The 25999-nt window shown below is 50.9% G+C and carries 13 protein-coding genes and 1 pseudogene; 9 read left to right on the top strand and 5 right to left on the bottom strand.

The window, feature by feature from the left end; all coding sequences use genetic code 11:
* Positions 1–1076: 1076 nt before the first annotated feature.
* A complete protein-coding gene (locus tag MoGM_RS11720; protein ID WP_104370230.1) occupies positions 1077–2696 on the bottom strand; it encodes a family 43 glycosylhydrolase in 1620 nt (539 codons plus the stop codon).
* Positions 2697–2932: 236 nt separating this feature from the next.
* On the opposite strand from MoGM_RS11720, the gene MoGM_RS11715 reads away from it, so the two are divergent.
* From MoGM_RS11715 to dnaA, 5 genes are all read left to right on the top strand, one after another.
* Positions 2933–5497 carry an adenosylcobalamin-dependent ribonucleoside-diphosphate reductase gene (locus tag MoGM_RS11715; protein WP_104370229.1) on the top strand — a complete coding sequence of 855 codons (2565 nt, stop codon included), beginning with the start codon at positions 2933–2935 and terminating at the stop codon, positions 5495–5497.
* Between the two features lie 206 nt (positions 5498–5703).
* Positions 5704–6075: a dihydroneopterin aldolase gene (gene folB / locus MoGM_RS11710; protein WP_104370228.1), complete on the top strand. Its 372-nt coding sequence runs from the start codon at positions 5704–5706 to the stop codon at positions 6073–6075.
* 150 nt (positions 6076–6225) lie between these two features.
* Entirely contained in the window at positions 6226–7638 is a 1413-nt protein-coding gene (locus tag MoGM_RS11705; RefSeq protein WP_104370227.1) for an N-acetylmuramoyl-L-alanine amidase, read from the top strand.
* Positions 7635–8537 carry an MlaD family protein gene (locus tag MoGM_RS11700; RefSeq protein ID WP_104370226.1) on the top strand — a complete coding sequence of 301 codons (903 nt, stop codon included), beginning with the start codon at positions 7635–7637 and terminating at the stop codon, positions 8535–8537. The genes MoGM_RS11705 and MoGM_RS11700 overlap by 4 nt, the downstream gene beginning before the upstream one ends.
* Before the next feature lie 368 nt (positions 8538–8905).
* On the top strand, positions 8906–10315 hold the full coding sequence (gene dnaA / locus MoGM_RS11695) for a chromosomal replication initiator protein DnaA (RefSeq protein ID WP_104370253.1): 1410 nt from the start codon (positions 8906–8908) through the stop codon (positions 10313–10315).
* Positions 10316–10519: 204 nt separating this feature from the next.
* Here the strand turns inward: dnaA and MoGM_RS11690 are convergent, their stop codons facing one another.
* Entirely contained in the window at positions 10520–12592 is a 2073-nt protein-coding gene (locus MoGM_RS11690) for a TonB-dependent siderophore receptor (protein WP_104370225.1), read from the bottom strand.
* Positions 12593–12847: 255 nt separating this feature from the next.
* Here MoGM_RS11690 and MoGM_RS11685 point away from each other — a divergent pair, with 255 nt between their 5' ends.
* The 3 genes from MoGM_RS11685 to MoGM_RS12840 all read left to right on the top strand — a co-directional run bounded on the left by MoGM_RS11685 (position 12848) and on the right by MoGM_RS12840 (position 19834).
* A complete protein-coding gene (locus MoGM_RS11685) occupies positions 12848–13807 on the top strand; it encodes a transporter (RefSeq protein ID WP_104370224.1) in 960 nt (319 codons plus the stop codon).
* 234 nt (positions 13808–14041) lie between these two features.
* A complete protein-coding gene (locus tag MoGM_RS11680) occupies positions 14042–16624 on the top strand; it encodes a T9SS type A sorting domain-containing protein (RefSeq protein WP_146078731.1) in 2583 nt (860 codons plus the stop codon).
* A gap of 177 nt (positions 16625–16801) precedes the next feature.
* Entirely contained in the window at positions 16802–19834 is a 3033-nt protein-coding gene (locus MoGM_RS12840; RefSeq protein ID WP_233210291.1) for a glycoside hydrolase family 2 protein, read from the top strand.
* A 120-nt stretch (positions 19835–19954) separates the two neighbouring features.
* Here MoGM_RS12840 and MoGM_RS13430 read toward each other — a convergent pair whose 3' ends face one another.
* From MoGM_RS13430 to MoGM_RS11665, 3 genes and pseudogenes are all read right to left on the bottom strand, one after another.
* Positions 19955–20872 (bottom strand): family 43 glycosylhydrolase, encoded by a 918-nt coding sequence (locus MoGM_RS13430; RefSeq protein ID WP_255401983.1) that lies wholly within the window; start codon positions 20870–20872, stop codon positions 19955–19957.
* 54 nt (positions 20873–20926) lie between these two features.
* A pseudogene (locus tag MoGM_RS13425) lies at positions 20927–21955 on the bottom strand (glycoside hydrolase family 43 protein); the annotation flags it as partial.
* A 104-nt stretch (positions 21956–22059) separates the two neighbouring features.
* Positions 22060–22398, bottom strand: a complete 339-nt coding sequence (locus MoGM_RS11665) for a hypothetical protein (RefSeq protein WP_233210289.1) — start codon at positions 22396–22398, stop codon at positions 22060–22062.
* Positions 22399–23232: 834 nt separating this feature from the next.
* Here MoGM_RS11665 and MoGM_RS11660 point away from each other — a divergent pair.
* Positions 23233–25980 (top strand): hypothetical protein, encoded by a 2748-nt coding sequence (locus MoGM_RS11660; RefSeq protein WP_104370222.1) that lies wholly within the window; start codon positions 23233–23235, stop codon positions 25978–25980.
* The last annotated feature ends 19 nt before the right edge of the window (positions 25981–25999 follow it).

Raw genomic sequence — 25999 nt, 5'->3', positions numbered from 1 at the left:
GTGCAAAGATAAACAATTATGGGTAAATGAAATTACCCCCCCCGATTTTAAAACACGTTAACTTTATTTTACGTTATTAAAATATTCGTTGTGTTATCAGCGCATGTCGTGTCTTTCCGATGCCCTGCGTACATGGATTTGCCTCATTAGACCGACGTATATGGCGCATTTGAATGATAGACGTTGTGATATGGTTTTCGGATGCAAAAAGAGTTAAAAATTAACGTTTTTTTAGTACGATGGGTAGCCAATTGTTTTTTGGATATTGTGAAAACGAACATAAATGTCTGCTATCAGTTTTAAAGCTCGGAACGGGTTTCGATACGGGACAACCCTGTTTGGGCGTATTTCTCATTTGTGCGTTTATTGAAATGAAATATCCGTCCGGATGGTGTTACAAAGCACCTTTGCGATCGGATAACACGTAGGCTGTGGCGTTTTCTCTTTTGTATGATGCAATATGTATTTTGGCTGCTTGGCCACAAATGGTGGGCTGTTCTGTAATCAGAAACAAATACAGGATATGGGAAGTGGTGAAAAGCGTGTGCGGTTACTCCGGATTTCCGAATCTGAAGTAGTAAATATTTACAGTCAGTGGTATCGTATTGTATAGTAAAGTGACAAAAAAGAGTGTGTCTTCTATGTCATTTCCGGACGAAAAAAACGTTTGGGAGCATGAAAATATGCCAGTCGAAATCAGTTGGTAATCCTTTTTTGAGGCAATAAGTATCCCGTTGGTTCGAATTTTATGGCTTTTTGCGTTGCATTTGGATACCCGTTGGAGTGCAACGGGACGCTCGTTGCACTCCAACGGGATACTAAATGCGTTGCAACGGGTATCCAAATGCAGGACAATATGAAGAAAACCAGATATTTACCGTTTTTCCGCTTTTTCGTGCCGGAGCCTTTACAAAGCCGTAAAAGTTGAAAAAACTGATATGAATGTAAAAATGATTCATGATTTTGCAAGGTGTGGTAACCTTGAAAAATCATGAATCGTCGTTTTTTTGTAAATTAATTCTGTAATGCCGTTGACCCTTACCTGAATGTACTGTTGAGTAATGCTCTCGTCATGTTCAGTGTCTCGGTGTCAGCACGACATCGTCGGCAAGGCACTCCGCTCCAGCATCTCCGTCGGCATAGAAGCCTACCACGGCGCGGTTCCCGCTTATTTTTATATTGTCAATGGATATGGTCGTCCATTCTTTGGCCGACGGTTTTATCTTGCGCTCGGTCTTGCGGCCTCCGCTCTCGGCATACATTGTCAGCCGTGAGAAGCGGCCTGTGCGGCGCACCTTTGCGCTGAGTGTATATATGCCGTCGGGCAGTGGCACGTATGGAGACGACTCGACCACCTGCGAAACACGGCGTGTGAAAGCCTCGCCGTCGCTGATACATAGGCTGAACTCGCCTGTCACGTGGCGGCGGTCGTCGCGACTGTTGGGGTGGTTGAGTTTCGGCGACAGACTGTCGTCTACAGCCACGTCACGGCCTTTGATTATCTCTGTGTCCCAGCCGAGCAGATGTTCCTGCCGCGGTTTCACTGGATTGGGTATCCGTCGGCGGTCGGCGTCGAAACTGCCGTTTCGCACATAATTGTTGTCGGAGTTAACCCGCCATTCTCCCGTAGTTTCGTTCAGAGACCATGAGGACAGCGAATTGAAGTAGGGCTTGCCGGCGTTGTCGAACGACAGAGGCACCCACTGGTTATAGCCGAGGCCGTTGCCGGCGAAGCACGCCCACCGGTCACCGCAGTAAATTACGGTCTCCTGCTTCGTGCCCCGCACGGTATAGAAGAATCCCGTCTGCGACACGTGTGCGTAGTCGGCCTCGCATCCCGGCATTATCTGCATGTCGTTTGTCGGCGTGTAGGGGCCGCGTATGTCGTCGGCCATGAGGTAATAGGCGTAAGAGCCGTCCCAGCCGTATATGTTGGACGCGCACATGTAGTAACGACCCTTGTACTTGAACATGCAGTTGCCTTCACGGCTTGCCCCGTGGAATATCTTTGTGCAGTCAAGCAGGTCTATGCTGTCACCCCTTACGCCGATTTCAGATATGTAAATCTTGTTTCGCCCGCGTCCGTATGAGTAGACGAGGTAAGACCGGCCGGTGTCTTCATCGGTGAACACAGTCTGGTCGCCGGTATTCGGGGTTCCTATGGTGGCGGTCATGTCTCGCTTCCATTGCCAGCGGAAACGGCCGGCGGGAGTGGGGGATGTGGTGAACAGCACTCCGTTGCCGCACTGCACTATTAGCGAATAGCACCGCATGCTGTCTATATATGCCACGCCGAGCCGTCCGACCCACGACACATGTTCGTGGGCGGAAATCTCGTTTATGTCGAGCACGTCGCCTTCATACTTCCAGTCGGTAAGGTTCGTCGAGCTGTAACATGTCACTCCGTCGAATACGGCGTGCTCGACAGTCACAGACGGGTCGGCCATGTACTCTTTCGACCCTCGGTAGCGCACGCCGTACCAATAGTACTTGTCTGTGCCAGTATCAGGGTCTTTGAAGCGGAATATTCCGCCGCCGTGACTGAACAGCGGACTGCCGTCGGTTGTGTGCCGGAAAGCGTCGTTGCGTATAGCCCCGAAACCGTCGGCAGTGTCGTTCCATGTGGCTTGGGCAGCTGCGGTTATCACCGTCAGCGCAGCAAGCGGCACAAGGCATTTGAAGAATTTTTTAATCATGATTTATTGATTGTTTTAGTTGATGGCGCAAAGGTAGTGAAAAAAGTGTGACAATGCAAATGCAGGCATCTTCACGGCTTTCTTTTTAAGTACGTCAACCGTCTTTCGCAAAGCCATTCGGTTCCCTTTTTCGGATGATTTCATCGCCTCGTGAGGAGCAAAAAGTTTTCCGTGAAAATTATTTGCCGTATCGAATAAAGTAGTTATCTTTGTCGGTCGAAATCAATATCACCGTAATGGACAACAAGAAAACTTACAGTAACGACGAGGCTTTCGAGGCCTCAAAGAAATATTTTGGCGGCGACGAGCTTGCGGCCCGTGTGTGGGTGAACAAGTATGCCATGAAAGACAGCTTCGGAAACATATATGAGAAATCGCCCGAAGACATGCACCGCCGCATAGCCAATGAGATAGCAAGGATAGAACAGAAATACGCCGATCCGATGTCGGCACAGGAGATATTCGAGCTGCTCGACCACTTCAAGTATATAGTGCCTGCCGGAAGCCCTATGACGGGTATCGGAAACAATTATCAGGTGGCCTCGCTGAGCAACTGTTTCGTAATCGGTCTCGATGGCGATGCCGACTCGTATGGCGCCATAATGCGGATAGACGAGGAGCAGGTACAGTTGATGAAGCGTCGCGGCGGAGTGGGGCACGACCTTAGCCACATACGTCCGAAAGGGTCTCCGGTGAACAACTCGGCGCTCACTTCAACGGGTCTCGTGCCTTTCATGGAGCGTTACAGCAACTCGACACGTGAAGTGGCGCAGGACGGTAGGCGCGGCGCCCTGATGCTGTCGGTGAGCATAAAGCATCCTGACAGCGAGGCTTTCATTGACGCCAAGATGACCGAGGGCAAGGTGACGGGCGCCAACGTATCAGTCAAGATCGACGATGAATTCATGCAGGCGGCGGTAGACGGCAAACCGTATATGCAGAAGTTTCCGATAGACAGCGCCACACCCGACTACCAAAAAGAGATCGACGCCAAAGCGTTGTGGGAGAAAATAGTGCACAACGCATGGAAGAGTGCCGAGCCGGGAGTGCTCTTCTGGGATACGATATTGCGTGAGAGCATCCCCGACTGCTATGCCGACCTGGGGTTCCGCACGGTGTCTACAAACCCATGCGGAGAGATACCGCTATGTCCTTACGACTCGTGCAGGCTGCTGTCAATAAACCTGTATTCATACGTGCGCAATCCTTTCACCCCTGAGGCGAGTTTCGACTATGCGCTGTTTGCCAAGCACGTGGCCGCGGCGCAACGCATAATGGACGACATCGTAGACCTCGAATTGGAGAAGATAGACGCCATAATGGAAAAGATAGGATGCGATCCTCAGAACGAAGAGGTGAAAGGGGCCGAGCTTTATCTTTGGGAAAAAATAAGGCGAAAGAGCGGTATGGGACGACGCACGGGTGTCGGAATAACGGCCGAGGGCGACATGCTGGCGGCTATGAACCTGCGTTATGGCACACAAGAGGCAACCGACTTCTCTGTCGATGTACACAGGCAGTTGGCCCTTTCGGCATACCGTTCGTCGGTAGACATGGCCAGGACACGCGGCGCTTTCGAAGTGTTCGACGCGGCAAGGGAAGCGGCAAATCCTTTCATCATGCGCCTGAAAGAGGCCGATCCGCAGTTATATGAAGACATGGTGAAATACGGTCGCCGGAACATTGCCTGCCTTACAATCGCACCTACCGGCACGACAAGCCTCATGACTCAGACCACAAGCGGTATAGAGCCGGTGTTCATGCCGGTATACAAGCGTCGCCGCAAGGTCAATCCGGGCGATGTGGACGTGCATGTGGATTTTGTGGACGAGGTAGGAGACTCGTTCGAGGAATACATCGTATACCATCATAAGTTCCTCACTTGGATGGAAGTGAACGGTCTTGACACGGCAAAGAGGTATACGCAGGACGAGATAGACGAGCTTGTAGCCAAGTCGCCGTATTACAAGGCCACGGCAAATGATGTGGACTGGCTCATGAAAGTGCGCATGCAGGGCATGATACAGAAATGGGTGGACCACTCTATCAGCGTGACGGTAAACCTGCCCAATGACGTGGACGAGGCTCTTGTAAACCGTCTTTATGTGGAAGCATGGCGCTCGGGATGCAAAGGCTGCACGATATATCGTGACGGCAGCCGTGCGGGAGTAATGATTTCCGTATCCAAGAAAGACAAGAAGAAAGACGGGCATACAGCCGACGGAGACGCTAAGCCGTGCAAGCATCCTGAGGTTACCGAGGTAAGGCCGCGGACGCTTGAATGCGATGTGGTGCGCTTCCAGAATAATAAGGAGAAGTGGGTGGCGTTTGTCGGACTGCTCAACGGTTATCCGTATGAGATATTCACGGGATTGCAAGACGATGAGGAAGGTATAGTGTTGCCCAAGACCGTTACCAAAGGAAAGATTGTGAAGAGCGTAAGCGAGGACGGGCACAAGCGTTATGACTTCCAGTTTGAAAACAAGCGGGGATACAAGACGACGGTAGAGGGACTTAGCGAGAAGTTCAATCCCGAGTACTGGAATTATGCCAAGCTCATCAGTGGAGTGCTCCGTTACCGTATGCCGATAGACCATGTCATAAAGCTTGTAGGCTCACTTCAGCTCAAAAGCGAAAGCATCAACACATGGAAAAACGGTGTTGAGCGCGCGCTTAAAAAGTATATCGTGGACGGTACGGAGGCAAAAGGACAGAAATGCCCGAATTGCGGACAGGAAACGCTGCTGTATCAGGAGGGCTGCCTGATATGCAAGAACTGCGGGGCATCGCGTTGCGGATAATGGTTTTTGGGATATTGGAATAACTGGAAGTTCGGTGCCGGTAGTGGGAGCGCCATTGATTAATAATGCCTTTATCCGGCATGTCCCACTACCGGCTCCGAACTTTCAGTTATTCCAATACTCCGCAAATCATTTTCAAACGAGTTTTTCTCATCACAGACACTTGATTACCGGTTATTGAAATCTCGTTTATAATCATAAGAATAATGAAATTGCAATCAAGTTATATTTATTTGAACGGTATCCGTTTTCATGCCAGTCACGGGGTGATGCCCCAGGAGACGACGGTTGGGGCGGATTTTGTTGTCGATGTGCGTGTGGGATACGACATTACGCATGCCATGCTGACCGATGATGTGGATAATACCGTTAGTTATGCGGATGTGTTTGAAGTCGTGAAGCGCGAGATGAAGCGCCCGTCTGGATTGCTGGAACATGTCGCCGGACGTATCGGGAAGGCTCTTTTCGCCGAGTTTCCGGCATTGGAAAGTGTCGATTTGAGTGTCACAAAGTGCAATCCTCCTATGGGAGCCGACTGCCGTGGGGCGGGTGTGGAGGTGCATTTGACAAGGGACTAAGCGGTAACCCGCTGATTACAATATCTTTCCGATACAGAAAACTCCTGCGCCGGTAATCTGATTGATATACATTTAATAAATGATAAAACTATTTGATATATTTGAGTTTTTATCGGAAAATGTCTATTTTTGCACCAATTTATAGGCAGTATGTGCAAAAGAACAATTCTATCCTTATTGATTGCCATGTGTTTTTCGGTGGCCTGGGCTGCTGAGAAACGCTTTACCCTTGTCATAGATCCGGGGCACGGCGGACATGACACTGGGGCGCTGGGTACATACTCGAAAGAGAAAAACATCAACCTTAATGTCGCTCTGGCTTTCGGCAGGTACGTGGAGCGTAACTGTCCTGATGTCAAAGTTATATATACGCGCAAGACGGATGTGTTCGTAACTCTCCATGAACGGGCGAACATAGCCAACCGCAATAAGGCCGATCTGTTTGTGTCTGTGCATACGAATGCTCTGCCGAAAGGAAAGATAGCGCGTGGGTTGGAGACTTATACGCTCGGTATGCACCGGGCGTCTGACAATTTTGACGTGGCTAAGCGCGAGAACTCGGTAATCTTGATAGAAAAAGACTATAAACAGCATTATGAGGGGTTTGATCCGCGTTCGTCGGAAAGTTATATAATGTTTGAGTTCATGCAAGACAGGAACATGGCACAGAGCGTAGACATGGCGAGATATGTCCAGCAGCGCACCTGTGCGGCGGCGGGAAGGCCCAATAAAGGTGTCAAGCAGGCTGGGTTCCTTGTATTGCGGGAGACATCGATGCCGGGTTGCTTGATAGAGTTGGGATTTATCACCACTCCCGAGGAAGAGAGATTTCTTAATACGGAGAACGGAATAGACGCTCTTGGAAGAGGCATATACAACGCTTTTCTGGATTATCGTAAGAAATATGATAAGTCGATAACCGTTCCTTACATGTCGGAAGCGCAGAAAAAGGCGGCCGAAGCGGATGAGGATAAGAAAGATGAGAAAAAGAAAAGCAAATCCAAAAAGAAGAATACGGATGCCGAGAGCATAGTGGCAGAATTGCGGGATGCCCGTGGCGGACATCTGCCTGATGCCCTCCGGACAGCGGCCGGCCGTGATGAGCAGGCGGAAGCGAGGAAAAATGACGCCGGGCAGAATTCGACAGTTGCGGCCGGACAGCATACAGGCAATACGAAACAGCAGGCAAACGGTGTCAAGCAAGCGGCTGGCACGACCGGAAAGCAAGACAATGCCGTACATGAAATAAGAATACGCACCACGGAGCAAAGCGCTGACGAGCCTATATTCAAGGTCCAGATACTTGCAAGTAACCGCAATCTGCGTCCCGACAGCCAGCAATTCAAGGGCGCTGAAAACATAGACTGTTACGAAGAGAACGGCATGTATAAGTATACTTGCGGAGCGTCGGCGGACTATAACGCCATATACCGCCTGAGGAAAGAACTTGTAGAGAAGTTTCCCGAGGCTTTCATCATAGCTTTCAAGGGCGGAAAGAAAGTGAATGTGGTCGAGGCGATACGTGAGTTTAAACAAAACAGAAATAAAAAACAGACGTTATGAAATTCTTTAATAAGGAAGTGCAGATAGCACTTGTGGCCATAGCTGGTATTGTGGTTCTTTTCTTCGGACTGCAATTCCTGAAAGGATTGAGCCTTTATTCAAACGAGGATACATATTATGTGGCATTCGATGACATCAGCGGTTTGTCTGCGTCGAGTCCCGTATATGCCGCAGGTTATAAGGTCGGTGTGGTGAAAGACATTATATACAATTATAATAAGACGGGCGAGATAATAGCCGTTGTGGGACTTGACAAGAACTTACGGCTGCCCAAAGGCTCGACAGCCGAGATAGAGAGTGACATGCTCGGTAATATTAAAGTGAACCTGATGCTTACCGGAAATCCGTTGGAGCACCTGGTCGTGGGCGACACTATCATCGGAAACAAGGATGCCGGAATGCTCGGACGTGCGGCGGCGATGATACCTACGGTGGAGAAGATGTTGCCGAAGCTCGACTCGATAATGGCCGGTCTGAATATGCTTCTGTACGATAAGGCGCTTTTAAATTCTATTCATAATGTGGATCAGATAACCTCGGAACTTATGGTTACCACCAGGGAGACCAACAGGCTGATGGCCGGTCTGAATAGAAACGTACCCGGAATGATGGAAAAAGCAAATAAAGTGCTCGACAATACGGACAAACTGACCGCACAATTGACAGCCGTAGACGTTGCCTCGACCATGGCAAAGGTTGATGCCACGCTCGCAAATGTGCATGATCTTACGGAGAAGATGAACAGCGACGAGGGTACTTTCGGGTTGCTCATGCGTGATCCGGAGCTTTATAATAATCTGACGGCCACCATGCGCGATGCCGATTCATTGATGATAGATCTCAAACAGCATCCCAAGCGATACGTACATTTCTCCGTATTCGGACGGAAAGCCAAATAAGGATTGCCTGATTTTTATTTCGTCTAAATTGTATGAAGACGCATGTCATGATGTTCCGGATTATGCGGAATGTATTGTGAATATGGGTTTTAAGTCTGAAAAGCCATTGAAAGCACTTTAAATGTCTTTTGATGGTTTTATGATTTTAAACGGCTGAGACACAGTGGGTTGGTGGTAAGTGTCCTTATTTAGACATGAAAAATGGCTGGTTTACACTTAATGTGCCGTGGATAAGTGACTTACGTGTTGCCGGACATGTAAAGTTCGAAACTTAAAATTTGTCTATTTCGGAAAAAAAAGCGAAATTTGCATTCGCTAATAATGATGTAATCCTTATCGGATTATATAATAACGATAAATATACTCTGATGGTAAATAAGCATAAGATGCTCTGGGACAAGTGCCTTACACTGATTAAGGAGAATGTCACGGAGCAGCAGTTCAACACTTGGTTTCAACCGATAGTCTTCGAGTCTTACTCCGTTGAGGCACGGACGCTGTTGGTTCAGGTACCGAGTCAATATGTTTATGAGTACTTGGAGCAATATTATATAGGTCTTCTGGGCAAGGTTCTGACACATTGTTTCGGCACAAGCGTTAAGTTGCGTTATCGCATAGTGGTGGACAAGGCCCACAATATAGCCCAGGAGGTGGAGGCGGAAGAGCCTGCCGAGATCAGTGCTCCGCAGGCTACGGCACGTGGCGGTGAGGCAGCGAGGACGGCAAATGCCGCTGTTTCGCAGGAACTTAACCCGCAGTTGAACACTCGTCAGACTTTTAATAACTATATAGAGGGCGAGAGCAACAAGCTGCCGCGCACGGTGGGACTTTCCATTGCGGAGCATCCGGGGAAGTCTACATTCAATCCTTTCTTCATATACGGACCTTCGGGATGTGGGAAAACCCATCTTGTCAATGCCATCGGTGTGCGCTGTAAGGAGATGTATCCTGCCAAGCGCGTGCTTTATGTAAGCGCAAGGCTTTTTCAGGTGCAGTATACCGACTCCACACGGCAGAACACCACGAACGACTTTATCAATTTCTATCAGTCTATCGACGTGCTCATCGTCGATGATATACAGGAGTGGGCGACGGCTCCGAAGACTCTCGACACTTTTTTCCATATCTTCAATCATCTTTTCCGCAACGGAAAGCAGATAATACTGGCAAGCGACCGCCCGCCGGTAGAGTTGCAGGGAATGAAAGACCGGTTGCTTACCAGGTTCAGTTGCGGACTCATTGCTGAGCTTGAAAAGCCCAACGTGCAGTTATGCATAGACATTCTGAAATCGAAATGCCGCCGCGATGGTCTTAAAATCCCTGATAATGTAATCGGATTTATAGCCGAGACGGCCAATGGCAGCGTGCGTGATCTCGAAGGGGTTATTAACTCGCTGATGGCTTATTCGGTGGTATACAACTGCAATATAGACATGCACTTGGCCGAGCGGGTCATCAAACGTGCCGTGAAGGTAGACAACCGCCCTCTTACCGTGGATGATATTCTTGAAAAAGTGTGTACTCACTATAACGTGACTCAACAGAACGTGTTTAGCCGCAGCCGTAAGCGCGACTATGTGACAGTGCGTCAGGTGTCGATGTATTTCGCTCAGAAATACACCAAGATGCCGGCCTCTCGCATAGGGCAGCTTATCGGCAATCGCGATCACTCTACCGTAATCCACAGTTGTTCCACTGTTGAGCAGCGTTTAAAGGTGGATAAAGCCTTTGTGGAGGAACTTAACAGTATCGAAAACTCGTTCCGTCTGAAGAAGTGAGCGGCAAGTCGCTGATGGTTAAGTCATGATAATAGTGAGTAAGGGCGTTATGGTAGCCGATTGGCGGTTTTTAAGCAATCGTTCGGAGAACGGTAAGTGAATAAGCGGAAAGGAATATAACTTTAAGGGCTTTTATATATAATGAGAACTCCATGCGTAGTGCCTGTTCGGCATGAAGCATGGAGTTCTTGTTTTATGTCGTCTTTACAGTTTCACGTTGAATACCGCGCCGGCCATTATCCATGCGCCTGGTTGCGGAATGTTGCCATAGTCAACGTAAGACTTGTCGAATACATTGTTGGCCTCTACGTAAAGCTTGTATCCCGAGGCGTGCCACGACAGGCGCGTGTCGACGATGGAGTACGGGCTGTATGATAGCACCGTTCCGGCAGCGTCTGCGTATGTTCCGGTGCGTTCCTGAAAGCGGTAGTACACTCCGAGCCGTAGCGATGGCAGTATGTCGGCGTGCATCGATGCCACCACCTTGTGTCTCAGATATTCGAGCGAGTACTTGCTCTGTATGTTCGCTTGCTCGTCTTTCGACTGGTCTATGTAGCTGTATGCCACGTTGAATGACCTCAGGACACGCTGTCCTGGCATGAGCCGTGCCAAGTCGACACGTACAGATGCTGACATGCCTACAGCGTTCACTTCAGTGAAGTTCACTGATTCCCATGGGGCGTCAGGGCCAAGGTCAGTGTGCCGTATCCAGTCGATGAGGTTTGTGCAGTGGTTGTAATATACGTTTGCGCTTGCCGTCACGCAGCGTCCTCCGTATTTGACACCCGCCTCGAATGCCGACATTTCTTCCGGTTTCAGATATTTGTCAGCCTTGTATCCCTCTTGCGTGTAGTAGAGTTCTGTCACCGACGGCATGCGCAGCGACGTGTTCCACGAGGCATATACTTTCCAGTCGTGCCCTATCCGGTAACTTGCGTCGATGCCCGGGTATACGCGCATGTTCATGTTGTTCCATGAGTTTTTCGCCGCCACGAGTCCGGCAGAAAGTGTGAAACGTCTGAGCAGGATGTTGTGTTCGACCACAAAACTGATGTTAGTCCTGTTCAGTCCGCCGGTATAGTCGCGGTCTGTGCCGTGTATGTGGTGCGGCTTGTCTAGAGGCTCGCCCAGCGATGTGCTGATTACGTCCTCATTGCGCAGCTCTGCACCGATGGCCGTGCGTCCCAGTGCCCAGTCGAAATAACTGTTGATGTTCACTCCGAATACATCGGAGCGGTGATAGTTGAACTTCGATTTTTCAGGTGCGTTGCGGAACAGCTCGAACCGGTCGGCCGTGCGGTTCCAGTATATGGACGGTTTTATTCTGAAACGTCCTCTGCGATTCTCGGCCTGGATGGCTGTGAACGTCTTGGTGACGTGCTCGAACTGGTCGTCCCACTTCACGCCGTAGAACGTGTTTGAGCCGAAATCTTTCGTGCTTATTCCTGCGTGCCATTTCACGATCATGTCGTCATCGGTATAGTTGCCCTGATAGAAACTCTTGCCGCCACTGAAGTCGGCGTTCAGTCCTCCGGCCTTGTTGCGGCTATATCCGTCACTGCGGGTATATCCTCCCGATAGCTGGTTGTTCCATTTGCCTCGTGCAATGTTTGCTCTCGCTCCCGCAGCCGCATAACCATACGACCCCGCTTCCGCATGTGCGTCGATGCTGCTGCGTGCCGGTGTTTTGGTGATGATGTTTATTGCTCCGAGTAGTGATGATGTGCCATATACACGTCCGGCGGGTCCTTCGAGAACTTCTATCCGTTCGATTTCACTAATGTCAACCGGGAAATCGAAAGTGTTATGGCCTGTCTGCGGGTCGCAGATGTTGATGCCGTTGAGCAGTATTGTGATCTGCTCGTTGTTGCTGCCCCTGAGGCTGATGTCCGTCTGCGCTCCAATCGGTCCGCGCTGCCTGACATCCGCTCCCACGGCGTATTTCAGCAAGTCGTTAATACTTTGTACCGGAGCCTGCGCGATCTCGTCGCGTTCCAGTACGGTTACCATTCTCGCTGCCTGGCTTCTTGTCAGCGGCGCCCTCGATCCGGTGATGTTCACCTCTTCGAGCGACAGTTCCCTGTCGGTACGCACCGCGGTGGTATCGGCTGTCACAGGCTCGACGCTCACTCCGTCGGCCTTTGCGTGCGACAGTGTGACAACGCTGAGTGTACCGATGAGCACCTCGCGACCCAAGCTGGCAAAGAGAGAGTATCCTTTGTGTCCGAAACGGTGGAACTTGAACACATCCCTCTTGTTTGAGTTTGTCTTGTACATAAAGTTAATAAATGATGTTAATAAAAACCGCAGGATTTTACCTTGCGGGCGGCAAAGATAGCAATAAAAATGAAAAAAAGACAGTTTGACAGAAAAATATTTATCATGGTTTGGGTGTAGGGTTGTTATTTCTCTTATTGGAAATATACATCAGAGAATATTTCGTTACAGGCATTGTAGCGATACATATCCCTATGCATATTTTCTGTCGTCAACCGTTTTTAGTCGCATTATTTTGCTACCTTTGCATCCGTTATGAGCATAGTTTCTTTTGTCAAGAAATGGACTTTACCCGTTTCAATATGCGTTGGCACGGTATTTTATCTGCTTTTTTCTAACGTGGAGCTGCTTGAACCTGTTGGCTACACCGTCGGGCCGGTTCTGGTTGATACGCTGCCTTACGGTATGTTTCTTATCCTTTATGTCACGTTCTGTAAGATACAACTCCGTGACATGAAGCCGCGGCCGTGGCATTTGTGGCTCCAGATAGCCCGTGTAGCCATTTCTGTAGCTCTCGTGTGGCTCATCACGTCTGTCGACGATGAGGGTCTGAAACTCGTTCTCGAAGGCGCTTTCGTCTGTGTGGTATGTCCCACGGCCGCCGCTGCCGCGGTAGTGACCGAGAAGCTTGGTGGCAGCATAGCCTCGCTGACAATTTTCACTATCATAGACAATCTCGTCACATCGCTCATCATCCCCGTTCTTTTCCCTTTTGTCGAGAAAGAGGCGCACATACCTTTCGTGGCCACGTCGCTGCTTGTATTGCGCAATGTGGCCTCGGTGCTTGTGGCACCGTTGGTGCTTGCCGTGCTCACCCGTAAATTTCTGCCCCGTCTCAACGAACGCATCTGCCGCACGAGAAACTTCGGTTTCTATATGTGGTGCTTTAATCTGGCTGTAGTCACCGGACTTACGGTGCACAACATTCTCTATTCTTCGGTGACAGGTGTCGTACTCGTGGGTCTTCTTTCCTTGCCGCTTGTGGTCGCTCTTGTGCTTTTCTCGCTCGGCAAGGGAGTAGGACGGCCATACGGCGACAATATCAGTGCAGGTCAGGCGCTCGGCCAGAAAAATACTGTGGTGGCGATATGGCTCACTGTCACGTTTCTCAATCCTCTCGCGGCCGTGGCTCCGGGAGCATACGTGATTTGGCAGAATATGGTGAACGCATGGCAACTGTGGTATAAAGAGAAGTACGGACGTGTGAAGTGGTGACAGTCTTGAGAACCGGTATACCGGTATGCAGAGATTTGCGAAGCCAATGTTTGCCCGTATGGCTTGTGTGGCGGAAATATAAGTGATGAGTGAATACGTCTGCATAGACAAATCGTCATAATGAAAGGGGAAAACGGAAATATTGAGGATAAAATGTTAAAAAACAGCAAAAGGTTATTAATTTAGCTATTTTGTCGTAAGTTTGTACATTAAACTATAATTATTACTACTGATATGAAAAGATTTAGACATTTAGGATTAGCCTTGTTGGCTGTGTTGCCTATGGGTGCCGGCGCTCAGAACACACCGGTCAGCCAGATGGAAAAGCTCAACCGCGGACTGGTGGTCGTGCCGGCAAGCAGCGGTAACGGCCGTTTCGTCAGTTGGCGAATGCTCGGGACTGACAACGACTCCACCGTTTTTGAGGTACTTTGCGACGGACAGTCGCTGAAAAAGAATATCACCGGAACAACGTCGATAGTCGATCCTGTGGGGTATGCGAACAGCAAGTATCAGGTTGTGACATATCAACAGGGAGGGGTGAGAGACACCACGGAGGCTGTTACGTCGTGGGGAGACATTTACCGTTCGTTGCCGCTTGACAAACCGGCAGACGGGAAATCGCCCGACGGACAGACATACAGCTACACTCCCAACGATTGCAGCGTGGGAGACGTGGATGGCGATGGAAACTATGAGATAATATTGAAGTGGGATCCGTCCAACTCGCAGGACAATTCCAAGAGCGGATACACCGGAAACGTATTTCTCGACTGCTATAAACTCGACGGTAAGAAACTGTGGCGGATAGATCTTGGAACTAATATCCGTGCCGGAGCGCATTACACCCAGTTTCTCGTATATGACTTCGATGGTGACGGCAAGGCCGAGCTTGTGTGCAAGACAGCTCCCGGAAGTATTGACGGGACGGGCACATACGTAAATCAGGTTGCCACGGAAGACGAGATAAAGGGTGCCGACAATTCAAAAGACCATCGCACCTCGGCAGGAAGGATCAATAGCGGGCAGGAGTATCTCACTGTGTTCGACGGACTTACAGGAGCGGCGATACATACCATATTCTATAACCCTAACCGCAACGCGCAGTATGGAGGAGACAAGCCCGGATCGTTCAACTGGGACGATCGGAGCGGCAAGACCGATAACGGATCGTACGGAAACCGCGGAGAACGCTATCTTGCCACGGTGGCATATCTCGACGGTCCGGACAAGAACCCGAGTGCCGTTATGTGCCGCGGATATTATACATACGCATTTCTTTGGGCCGTTGATTTCGACGGCGAGCGCCTGAAGCAGAAATGGCTGCATTACTCCAAGTCGCAGACGACGGTCGAACTGACGGATGCCGACGGAAAGAAGGAGACTTTTACCTATAATACGAATACCCGTGGGGGAGCCGGAAGCAAGACGGCTTATGGCAATGGAAACCATAATATCTCTTGTTCCGATGTCGATGGTGACGGATGCGACGAGATAATATGGGGCTCTTGCGCCATAGACAACGACGGAAAGCTGCTCTATGCCACCGGCTATGGACATGGAGACGCTATACATCTGAGCGACCTGATACCCGATCGCCCGGGGCTTGAGGTGTTCCAGGTACATGAAGGCAGTCCCTACGGATGGGATTTGCACGATGCCGCAACGGGAGAGATTATATGGAGCGCTACCTCCGGCGGAGATAACGGCCGCGGAATAGCTGCCGATATAGATGCTGACAACCGTGGTTTCGAGTTCAGCTCGGCTGCAGACAGGTCGCAGCGTAGCGCCGTGACTGGGCAGGCAATCAGCGATAAGGGAACTTCCATTAACTTCCGTGCCTACTGGGATGGCGACCTGCAAGACGAACTTCTCGACGGAAACCAGATGGACAAGTGGACCGGTAACGGCACAAGCCGCATATACCCGAAGTCGGGAAAGAATTTCTATGACATCGCTCACTCGTCTACATGCAACGGATCCAAGAAAACTCCAAACCTGCTTGCCGACATTCTTGGCGACTGGCGCGAGGAACTGATACTGTGGGATGGCAGCGACGCAGCTCATCTGAACATCTTCACTACAAACGTTGAGACGAAGTTCCGTGTTCCCACGCTGATGCACGACCATACGTATCGCATGGGTATAACATGGCAGAACACGGCATACAACCAGCCTCCTCACCTCGGATACTACCTGCCCGACATGTTCCTCACACGCTATACTCTTGTGGGCGACGGTGCGATGGAACAGAACGTGAGTCTCGGCGACAGCATCGTGCCCGTCGTTATCAATTACAAGAACTGCACTACGCCCAGTCTTTACCTGTCGATAAATCCCGACGGGACGGAGGTTCCTGGCAAGGTGATGGACGGTTTCAAGTTCACACGTACCATAAAAGAGCAGAAACTGGTACTCGAAGGCAAGCCGTCGGCCGTCGGCACGTATGAGTTTGTGATAAAGAGCGGTTCAAATGTAGTGGACAAGTCCACACGTTTCGATACCATCCGTGTCACATGTATGGACAAGAACGGTATTGACGGCATCGTAGCCGGTCAAAATGAAGAGTGGGTAAGTTTGAGGAGCGGCAGCTCGATGGCGGATAATATAGTGCTGGGCTTCAATCTTAAGAGACCTCAGAACGTCGAGATAGGCATATATGCCATCACCGGTGCAAAGGTATATGGCGTCAATCACTTTGCCGGCAACAATGCTCCGCTGCAGATAATGGGTCTCGGACGGCTTGCCGGAGGTGCGTATATACTCAAGGTAAAATCTTCTGAGGGTACATTCTCACGTAAGATGATGAAAAGATAGTTCGTGGCTTACGACTGTTCATCGTGTCGTCGGCAGTGAGTTTCCGTCATTGTAGCGATATATGGCGTTTTTACGAGCCGTTGACCGTAATTTTGTACGATAGTCACAGTTTTTGTACGATATTCCCATATTCCTTGATTTGCAAAGTCGTAATTTTGCGTTTGAAAATCAAGAAATATGGGAATAACTTTTAAACATCTACTGACTGTTGCGCTCATGGCCGTTGCCATTGGTGCCAATGCACGCGAAACTTACAATTTCAATTCCGAATGGAGAATTGAAAAGCAGAAGAAGACCGTGACTCTGCCGCATGCCTGGAATGAGAATGAGGCATATAAAGTGTATATCAACAAGATGAGCGATTCCGTTATATGGTATCGCAAGACATTTGTTCTGCCGAAAAATGCCGAGGGACGTCGTGTGTTTATCGAGTTCGAGGGAGCCCGCCAGGCCGCCGAGGTGTTTGTGAACGGTAAGAATGTGGGTCTGCACGAAAATGGGGTGATGGCCTTCGGCTTCGACCTCACGCCGTATGTCAAGAGAGGCAGGAATCTGATAGAGGTGCGTACGGACAACGATTGGCACTATCATGAGCGTGCCACGAAGTCGGGTTTCCAATGGAACAACAATAATTTCAACTCAAATTACGGCGGATTGCCCAAGAACGTGAAGCTCCACATCACCGATAATGTGTATCAGACGCTGCCGCTTTACAGTAATTTGAAGACAACCGGTATATATGTATATGCCAAAGACCATGATATTCAGGGACGTCAGGCCACTGTTTTCGTAGAGAGCGAGGTGCGCAATGAGACCGATGCGCCTGTAACCAGGCGTTTGCAGGTTTCTCTTACCGAGATGGATGGCCGTGAGGTGTGTGGTTTCAGCAGTGAGCCTGTGGTTATTCCGGCACATGGTACCGCCGTGCTTAAAGCGCAATCCCGTGCTTACGGCCTGCATTTTTGGAGTTGGGGATACGGATATTTATATAAGGTAAAGACTTGTTTGGTGGATAATTGGGTTTATCCAGGTATTGAGGATGGGGGATTGAGGATGGAGAATGGCGGCGTGAAAGGTTCGGGAAGACAGATTGCCGGCAAGTCTCAATCCTCAGCCTCCGATCCTCGATACACGGGAAGGGCCTCCTCTTCTCCTCTCGTCACCGATGAGGTGACTACCGTTACGGGCTTCCGCAAGACCGAGTTCAAGAACGGAATGTTCTATTTGAACGACCGTGTGATGATGGTGCATGGCTATGCGCAGCGCACAAGCAACGAATGGCCGGGCGTGGGAATGTCTGTTCCTGCATGGCTCAGCGACTACTCTAACGATCTCATGGTCAAGAGCGGCGGCAATGTGGTGCGCTGGATGCACGTCACCCCGTGGAAACAGGATGTCGAGTCGTGCGACCGTGTTGGCCTGATACAGGCCATGCCGGCCGGCGATGCCGAGAAAGATGTCGACGGCCGTCGCTGGGAACAGCGCGAAGAGCTTATGCGCGATGCCATAATATACAACCGCAACAATCCGAGTATCATATTCTATGAGTGCGGAAACCAGCGCATATCCGCCGGGCACATGGTAGCCATGAAGGCGATACGAGACAAGTATGACCCCAACGGAGGCCGTGCGATAGGCAGCCGTGAGATGCTTGACCGGCCGGAGGCCGAGTATGGCGGCGAGATGCTTTATGTGAACAAGAGCGACACCAAGCCGATGTGGATGATGGAATATTGCCGTGACGAAGCCTTGCGCTGGTATTGGAACTCTTGGAGCTACCCGTATCACAAGGAAGGCGACGGCCCTCTGTACCGCAACGCACCCGCAGACGCGTATAATCATAATCAGGATGAGTTTGCCCGTGAGCTTGTCAACCGCTGGTATGAATACTGGTTGGAGCGTCCCGGTAGTGGAACTAAAGTCAATTCGGGCGGTGTGAAGATTGTGTTCAGCGATACACAGACCCACGGACGCTCTGCCGATAACTACCGTGTGAGCGGAGTTGTAGACCCTATGCGCGTTCCCAAGGATGCGTTTTACGCCCATCAGGTGATGTGGGACGGTTGGGTAGACGACCTGAAACCGAGAACACACATCGTCGGACACTGGAATTACACGCAGGGTGAGGTGGTACCTACTGTCTATGTGGTGTCTACGAGCGACAGTGTCACGCTCTCGCAGGGTGGCTGTACTATCACCGCCGACGAGCACAAGTACCGCTTCCTGCATATTTTCAAGAACGTGAAGTATACAGACGGTAAGCTGACGGCCACCGCGATGGACAGGAACGGACATACAGAGTCGGTATGCTCGCTCGAGACGGCGGGCGAACCGGCGAGTATAAAGCTCACCGCCATTGAAAATCCTACGGGATGGAAAGCCGACGGCCACGACCTCGCTCTTGTTCAGGTGGAGATTGTCGACAGGCAGGGACGCCGCTGTCCGCTCGATAACCGCCTCGTGAAATTCAGCCTGAGCGGTCCTGCCGAGTGGCGGGGCGGTGTGGCGAAAGGCAAGGACAATCATGTGTTCTGCGACACATTGCCCGTAGAGTGCGGTGTAAACCGTGTGATGCTGCGCTCTCTTACCAAAGCCGGCAACGTCACGCTGACGGCCAAAGCCGAGGGAATGGCCGATGCCAAGATCACTTTCACCACTCATCCCGTTGCCGTCGAGGGCGGACTTGCCACCTATATGCCGTCAGACGGACTCAAATGTGTGCTCGACCGCGGCGAGACACCGTCTGCACCGTCGTTCCGTCAGTGGCGCCGTGGTGTGGCGATAGAGTCGGCCCGTGCCGGAAGCGGAAACGACCCGCGCCTCAGCTACGATACGTTTGAGAACACTTCGTGGGATAGCGGCAACAAGCTCGACGAGGCATGGATTACCTATACGCTTGCCGAGAACACACGGATAGACGATATCTGCATCAAGATGAAAGGATTCCGGGCCACGACTTACCCGATAGCGGTTTACGCAGGCGATGTCAAGGTGTGGGAGGGCTGGACGCCAAAGTCGCTCAGCTACATCCACATACCGCTCAAAGACGCTCCCGTATCGAATGTATACACAATCCGCTCGCTTGGTTCGAGCACCACGAAAGACGCTTTCGGGGCGGTGCAGGAACTTGACAGCAAGAACAATGAGAAGAAGCAACGCGGCAACAACGCCTTGAAGATAATCGAGATAGAGTTTCTTAAAAACCTCTGATAAGCGGTTTGATATGTTATAAACGGATATAAAAAAACTACGCGCCGCCATACGTATGGCGGCGCGTAGTTTTTTGTTTATGTCCTAAATGACACTTTGCTTATACAAGCGAGGCTTATATCACAGTGTCGTATCTATCGCTTTTATGGTGCCGTCGGCGTTAAACTCCATTTTGTCTATGCACACTTCACGGTTGTAACCGGCCGACCATCCCAATTTTATGGCCTCCGGACGTGCGAACCGGTGATATACTATCCGCCAGTCGTCCGAGTCTGGCAGTCGCAGTATGGAATGATGCCCTGTGCCGAAAATGCCTTTTGCCGGGTTTTGGCTCAGTACCACTGTGCGTTCCTGCCGTGCCGGCTTGCCGCCGCGTGTGAACTCGGTGGGAGAGTCGCTGATAAGATAGCGTACGCGGTAGTTGGCACTGCGTGTGTCGTTCTCCGACCACATGAAGTAGTACAGCCCGTTGCGCTCAAACACGTATGTACCCTCGTTGTAGTTGTATCTCGCTTTGTCCTTGCGGTCTATCAGGACCTTGGTAGACACGATGCTCTTCATGTCCTTGCCCAGTTCCGATACGGCGAGAAAACCGTTGCCCCAATAGAGGTAATACCTTCCCGTCTTAGGGTCTTGAAACACGTCGGGGTCTATCACCTGTCCGCCCTTCATGCCCTCGGGCCTGCTGTCGAGCAGCGGCTTGCCCAGCGCGTCGCGGAACGGCCCGGTAGGATTGTCGGCCTCCGCCACGCCTATCTTGCCCTCTGCCGTGAAGTAATAGTAATACTTAAACTTCCTCTTTCCTTTCTTGTGTTCTATGATGCACGGCGCCCAGAGGCATTTGTTTGCCCATGCGCAGTCCTTTTCGAGGTCGAAGATTACGCCCTCGTCCGTCCAGTTCTTCAAGTCGTCCGACGAGTATGCCTTCGCATCGTGGTTTTGCCAGCCCTCCTTACCGTCCGTCGTGGGGTACAGATAGTACTTGCCTGTCTTCTCGCTATACATTATCTCGGGATCGGCAAACAGCCCCGGTATCACCGGATTTTCCACATTCGGTGCCACGTGCTTGCTTTGCAGCCCGTCCGACCAGTCCTGCAACCGGTCGTATTCATCTTTCGTCAGTCTCATGAACGATCCGTGCTGCGGGCCGTTCACACCCTCTATGTCCTGCGGATTGCTGAAATTGCGCATGTATTTGTCGGCCTTGCAGATGCGGTAGCGTTTCGGGTTAGACGAATATTCGATGTACCCGATGCGCCATGTCGAGTCGCCGGCGAGCTGGAACGCCGACACACCCTCGCATTTTTTCTTGCCCTCGAAGTCTATGTAGTCGTCGGCCACAGGCTCGCTCCACGGTCCGGTGAGCGCTTTTGCCGTGGCGGTGAACAGTCCGGGCTGTCCGCCCTCTTTCTTTATCATCATGTGGAACAGCCCGTCGGCTTCAAGATAGTTTATGTCGGCGTCTATCGTGGCATATCCCCAGTCGAACATCAGTCTCGGCTTTGTCAGCGTGGTGAAACTCTCGTCGGCGTAAGAGTAGTACATACGGTCATATTTCTCCTCGGCCCTGTTCCACAACGAGTAGTAAATGAAGTATCCGCCCCGTCGCCCGTCGCCCCACTCATACGTAGGGTCCCAGAATATTTGCGGAGCCCACACACGGTTTACCGTGCTCCAGTCCTTGTACACGTCCGGTGAGTCGGGGTCGCTGAATATGCCCGGGCCTTTGCGGAAGTCGAAAGTCACCGACTTCCAGTTAATCATGTCATCGCTCGTCAGCAGGTCTATTCCGTAGTTGTCCCACTTCTTGCTCTTGGCCACGCACATGTCTGTCGTCACCATCAGATAGCCTGTGCCGTCGTGCTTGCGGCAGATGTAGGCGTCGCGTGTGCCGCCCTCTATGCGTGCGTGCTCTGACGGCGGGAACACCGGGTCGCCGTTTATCAGGTCGTGGAAGTGCAGGCCGTCGCGGCTCAGGGCGTATGCCGTCCACTCTCCGCGTCCGCTCATGTGGCAGTACAGATAGCCGTAGTCTCCCTTTTGCAGGTTTTGCGCCGGGAGCAGAAGTGGAGACATTGCCGCCGCGAGCGCCATGCCCCACTGTCTTATCAGTCTTTTCATTGTCAGTTGGTATTTAATTGTTTTATGTTATTTAGTGGATATCCTGCCGGCAGCCGGTGAAGAAAGTGCCGTTTATTGCAGAGCCAAACTCAAAAGCTATGTCTTTATGAGCATACGTTTCGCCATATCGCCCTTTTCTCACAACAAGCCCTATCTATCGCATTTGTGCGTTCAATCCATTCTGAAGCACTAAGTACAAAAGAAGGCAAACCCGCACTTTTTCTAAAGTGGTCAAATCCGGCCACTTTAAAATCCGGATTGCGAATCACTTCCCAAGTCCCGGGAAATTCGATGGTATGGCGATTTCTTATCCGGTTCTTGATTATATCTGCAGACCGACTGTCTCCATCTTTGGCAGAAGTCATATCTGTAAGAGAGATATAATCCTGTTCTTCCCATTGTAGAGCTGTTATTCGGGTATTTTGAACAGTAATCTTTGCCATTGGGGCTATGCTTTGGTTTTCAGCCGTAAAGGTAGCTATAATTCACGAGATTATCTCTTTCCAGATGAATAATTTACAAAGATGGGAAATAAAAATCCGATAGCAGATATTGTCTTTTCCGAGGATTGTTATACTTTTGCATAAGAAAGAGTTATTTGACAGCATAGTACCGCAAATCGTTGAAAATCGCACGGCCGCCAATTCGTTACCTCTGTCCCTCAAATACTCCGTTAAATGCTAATTCTTCATACCGTTATATTAAACTGTTCATAATCCTAAGAATAACAAAAGTTTTTCCCTGTAAACATAATGTCACGTATTTAACACATTCTTTTTTGTTGAAATAGAATTTCGTATGCGATACATGTCGCGATATGAAATGCGATATAGTGGTTTTTGTCAGTCGATAATCTTGTCTTTTTCTTGCGTCGGGACGCTTGTCGGAGTCCGTTTGGTTGCTAATCGCGTTGCGTTTAGATACTCGTTAGCCTCCGTTTAGCGTCTAAACGCGAGGCAACGGGACGCTAAACGGAAAAAATCTGTCGGGTAGGCGATGTGGATTTGGTAAGGGAAATTATTGTGGCGGGCGTATTGGGTTGATACATTGGAGATTACGTAAAAACCGCTCATAATACGCTTATTTTCGGCCTTCGGCTTTTTATTTTCAAAAGGGCAGGTTTTTACAGACACTTTTGTAAACATTATTGATTATATTTAACAGATAGCCGCCAATGCTTAAAAAAGATTAACCACGGGTATAAAAAACACCTTTTTACACATTATTATATATATAATCCCTATATTTGTGGTTGTTAAACCGTATTGTTTACATATATGATGACTCGTTATATGGCTGTCATTGCCGTGCCGCTGCTTGCCATGCTTTGGCCAGTGCGGTTGTCGGCGTCGGAAAAGCTCGATGCCATACGCAGGGCGTTGGAGCGGTCGTCGGTGAGCCGATTGCAGGAAAAAGTGTACGTGCATACCGACAATATGTGCTATTTCATAGGCGACACGCTTTGGTATAAGGCGTATGTGGTGGGCGCGGGAGATCTCCGCCCCACTGACATGAGCCGCATACTTTATGTTGAACTGCTCACGCCCGACGGTATTGTGGCCGAGCGTCAGAGCGTCATCGTCAGCCCCGACGGATTTACCTGCGGTAATTTCGCTATTAAAGACTCGCTATATTCCGGATATTACGAACTCAGGGCATACACCCGGTGGATGCTCAATTTCAATGTGACGGAGCACAGATACACGAAAGACGACGCACACTATTTCTATAACAACAGGATGGCGGCCGACTATTTCCGTCATTGGGAGGGGCTTTACTCCCGTGTGTTTCCCGTATACGAGCGTCCCGACTCGGCCGGCGACTATGCTTTCAAGCGGATGTACAGTCGTCATAAACAACGTATATCATCAGCATCGAAGCCGGCATTGAAAGCCGTGTTTTTTCCTGAGGGCGGCACTATGACTGTCGGCGTGCCCTGTCGTGTGGCTTTCGAACTTACAGACGAGCAGGGAGCCGCTGTCGACATAAAGGGTAAACTGACTGGCGATGGAATCAGCCCGACGGAGATTTCCACCACATACATGGGGCGCGGCGTGTTTTCCGTCACTCCTGCGGCCGGTCGCCTCAGAGCGTCTTTCTCGTGGCAGGGACGCGACTACTCGTTTGCCCTGCCAGCCGCTGAGCCGGCCGGAGTGTCGCTCCGCCTGTCGGGGCGCGGTGTCGAGATCTCCTCTTCCGGCATGCCTGCCGGCGAATACGGGCTGTCTGTGCTTTGCCGAGGCGTGTTGCGCCATTTCACCACCTTTACCCTTGGTGCCTCGGGGCATGCCTCCCTGACGCTGCCCGACAGCCTGCCGGCCGGTGTGAACGACGTGACGCTGTTCGACGGGAGCGGCCGCATACTCGCCGACCGTCTTTTCTTCGTCCGTCCGGCCGATGGGCAGACAGTGCGTGTGGCTGTGGATGGAAATATCAAAGCGACATATTCACAATATGAGGAAATCACGCTCGACCTTGTTTGCGACCGGACGGCAGGCGGGGCGCCGATGTCCGTGTCCGTGCGGGACGCCGGTACCGACGAGCCAACGTACGACAACGGAAACATAATGACCGATCTCCTGCTTGGAAGCGAGTTGCGCGGATTTGTGGCCGATCCTTCATATTATTTTGCCGAGGCCACTCCCGAGCGCGACGCGGCTCTCGACCTTCTCATGATGGTGCAGGGCTGGCGGCGGTATAAGTGGAGCGAACATGCCGATACGGTGTTCCGGCCGTTGCGTTATACACCTGAAAAAACACTCACCGTGGAAGGTAGCGCGCACAAGTCTCTCGCTGTTTACGACGTGGAGAACGGAGAGGCGAGGAATTGGAGGTACGGACAGTTTAATGTGGGCATAGCCACCGATACCGCCGTGGGCGTGCAGAATGAGAATTTTGAACTGGGCGACATATCGCAGGTGAACGGGCATCTGGGGGTGAACCATCCCGACTTGAAAAAAGAAGTACTGGTGGAGGCCGAGATAATATTCGGTACCGAGGTGCTCGGCGGCACGCAACTGACGCACGACGGCGGACGTTATCTCTTTGAGATACCGCCATACTACGGCGAGGCGATATTGAAGATGAAAGCCTATAAGGAGAAAGACTCGCTGAGGCAGAGCATGACATCGAGGAAAGTCAAGGGTATGATGGATGATACCGCCATGCCGGACTACTATGTGAAGCGAGATCTTTTTTACCCTATATATTCGGACAAGTACGACTATTACCGTACACACGCTCCTGAGAATTACGGTGGCGTGGCGATGCCTGACGGGTCGGGAGACTCTCTGCTGTCCATGGAGCGCGGCGTGCACATGCTCGGCAATGTCAGCGTGAGCGGTCATCGGCGTGGCAGGCGTGGCATCGACTTCGAACAGCCGGCGTGCGTGACCGACGCATACGAACTGTACAACAACATCACTGACTACGGCCTGAGCTACGGGATGTTCGACAGGCGTATGTTCCCGGTGCAGGTGGCCCGTTTCCTCTACGGCAACATGGGGAGGCGGAACAGGTTTAACATCGACTCGCGGATAGACGGATATACCTATTTCAGAAGCTATGTTCCCGATATGGAAGATGCGGGAAAGACATGGACAAACCGCAATGAGGACGCGCTGTTGGACGACCTCGGGTTGCGGCGGCTGCGAGAAGTGAGGATATACAGCGACTATGAGCCGCGCAATGAGGACATTCCGATCGAGCAAGACCGGTATAATGCCGACGTTACTGTCGAGATGGTGCCCTTTGCCGATGACGCGGTTCAGCCGGCATTCCGTGACCGGCACATCATATTGCCCGGTCTGAACGAACCGGCCGATTTCTATAATCCCGATTACAGCGTGACGCGTCCGGCTGAGCCTGCCGATTATCGCCGCACGCTCTACTGGAATCCCAATGCCCATGCCGATGCCGACGGGCGGTTGAGGTTGAGGCTTTTCAACAACGGCAAGACCTCGGCCTTAAAAATATCCGTGGCGGGAATAACCCCTGACGGACGGTTTATGGTATATTGGAAGTAGGTGTGTTTTTTGTTTTTTT

This window comes from Prevotella sp. MGM1, from assembly GCF_002933775.1.
In the GTDB taxonomy this organism is placed as follows: domain Bacteria; phylum Bacteroidota; class Bacteroidia; order Bacteroidales; family Bacteroidaceae; genus Prevotella.
Note: the sequence above shows the minus strand (reverse complement) of the source record. Positions and strands in the feature narration are given on the sequence as shown.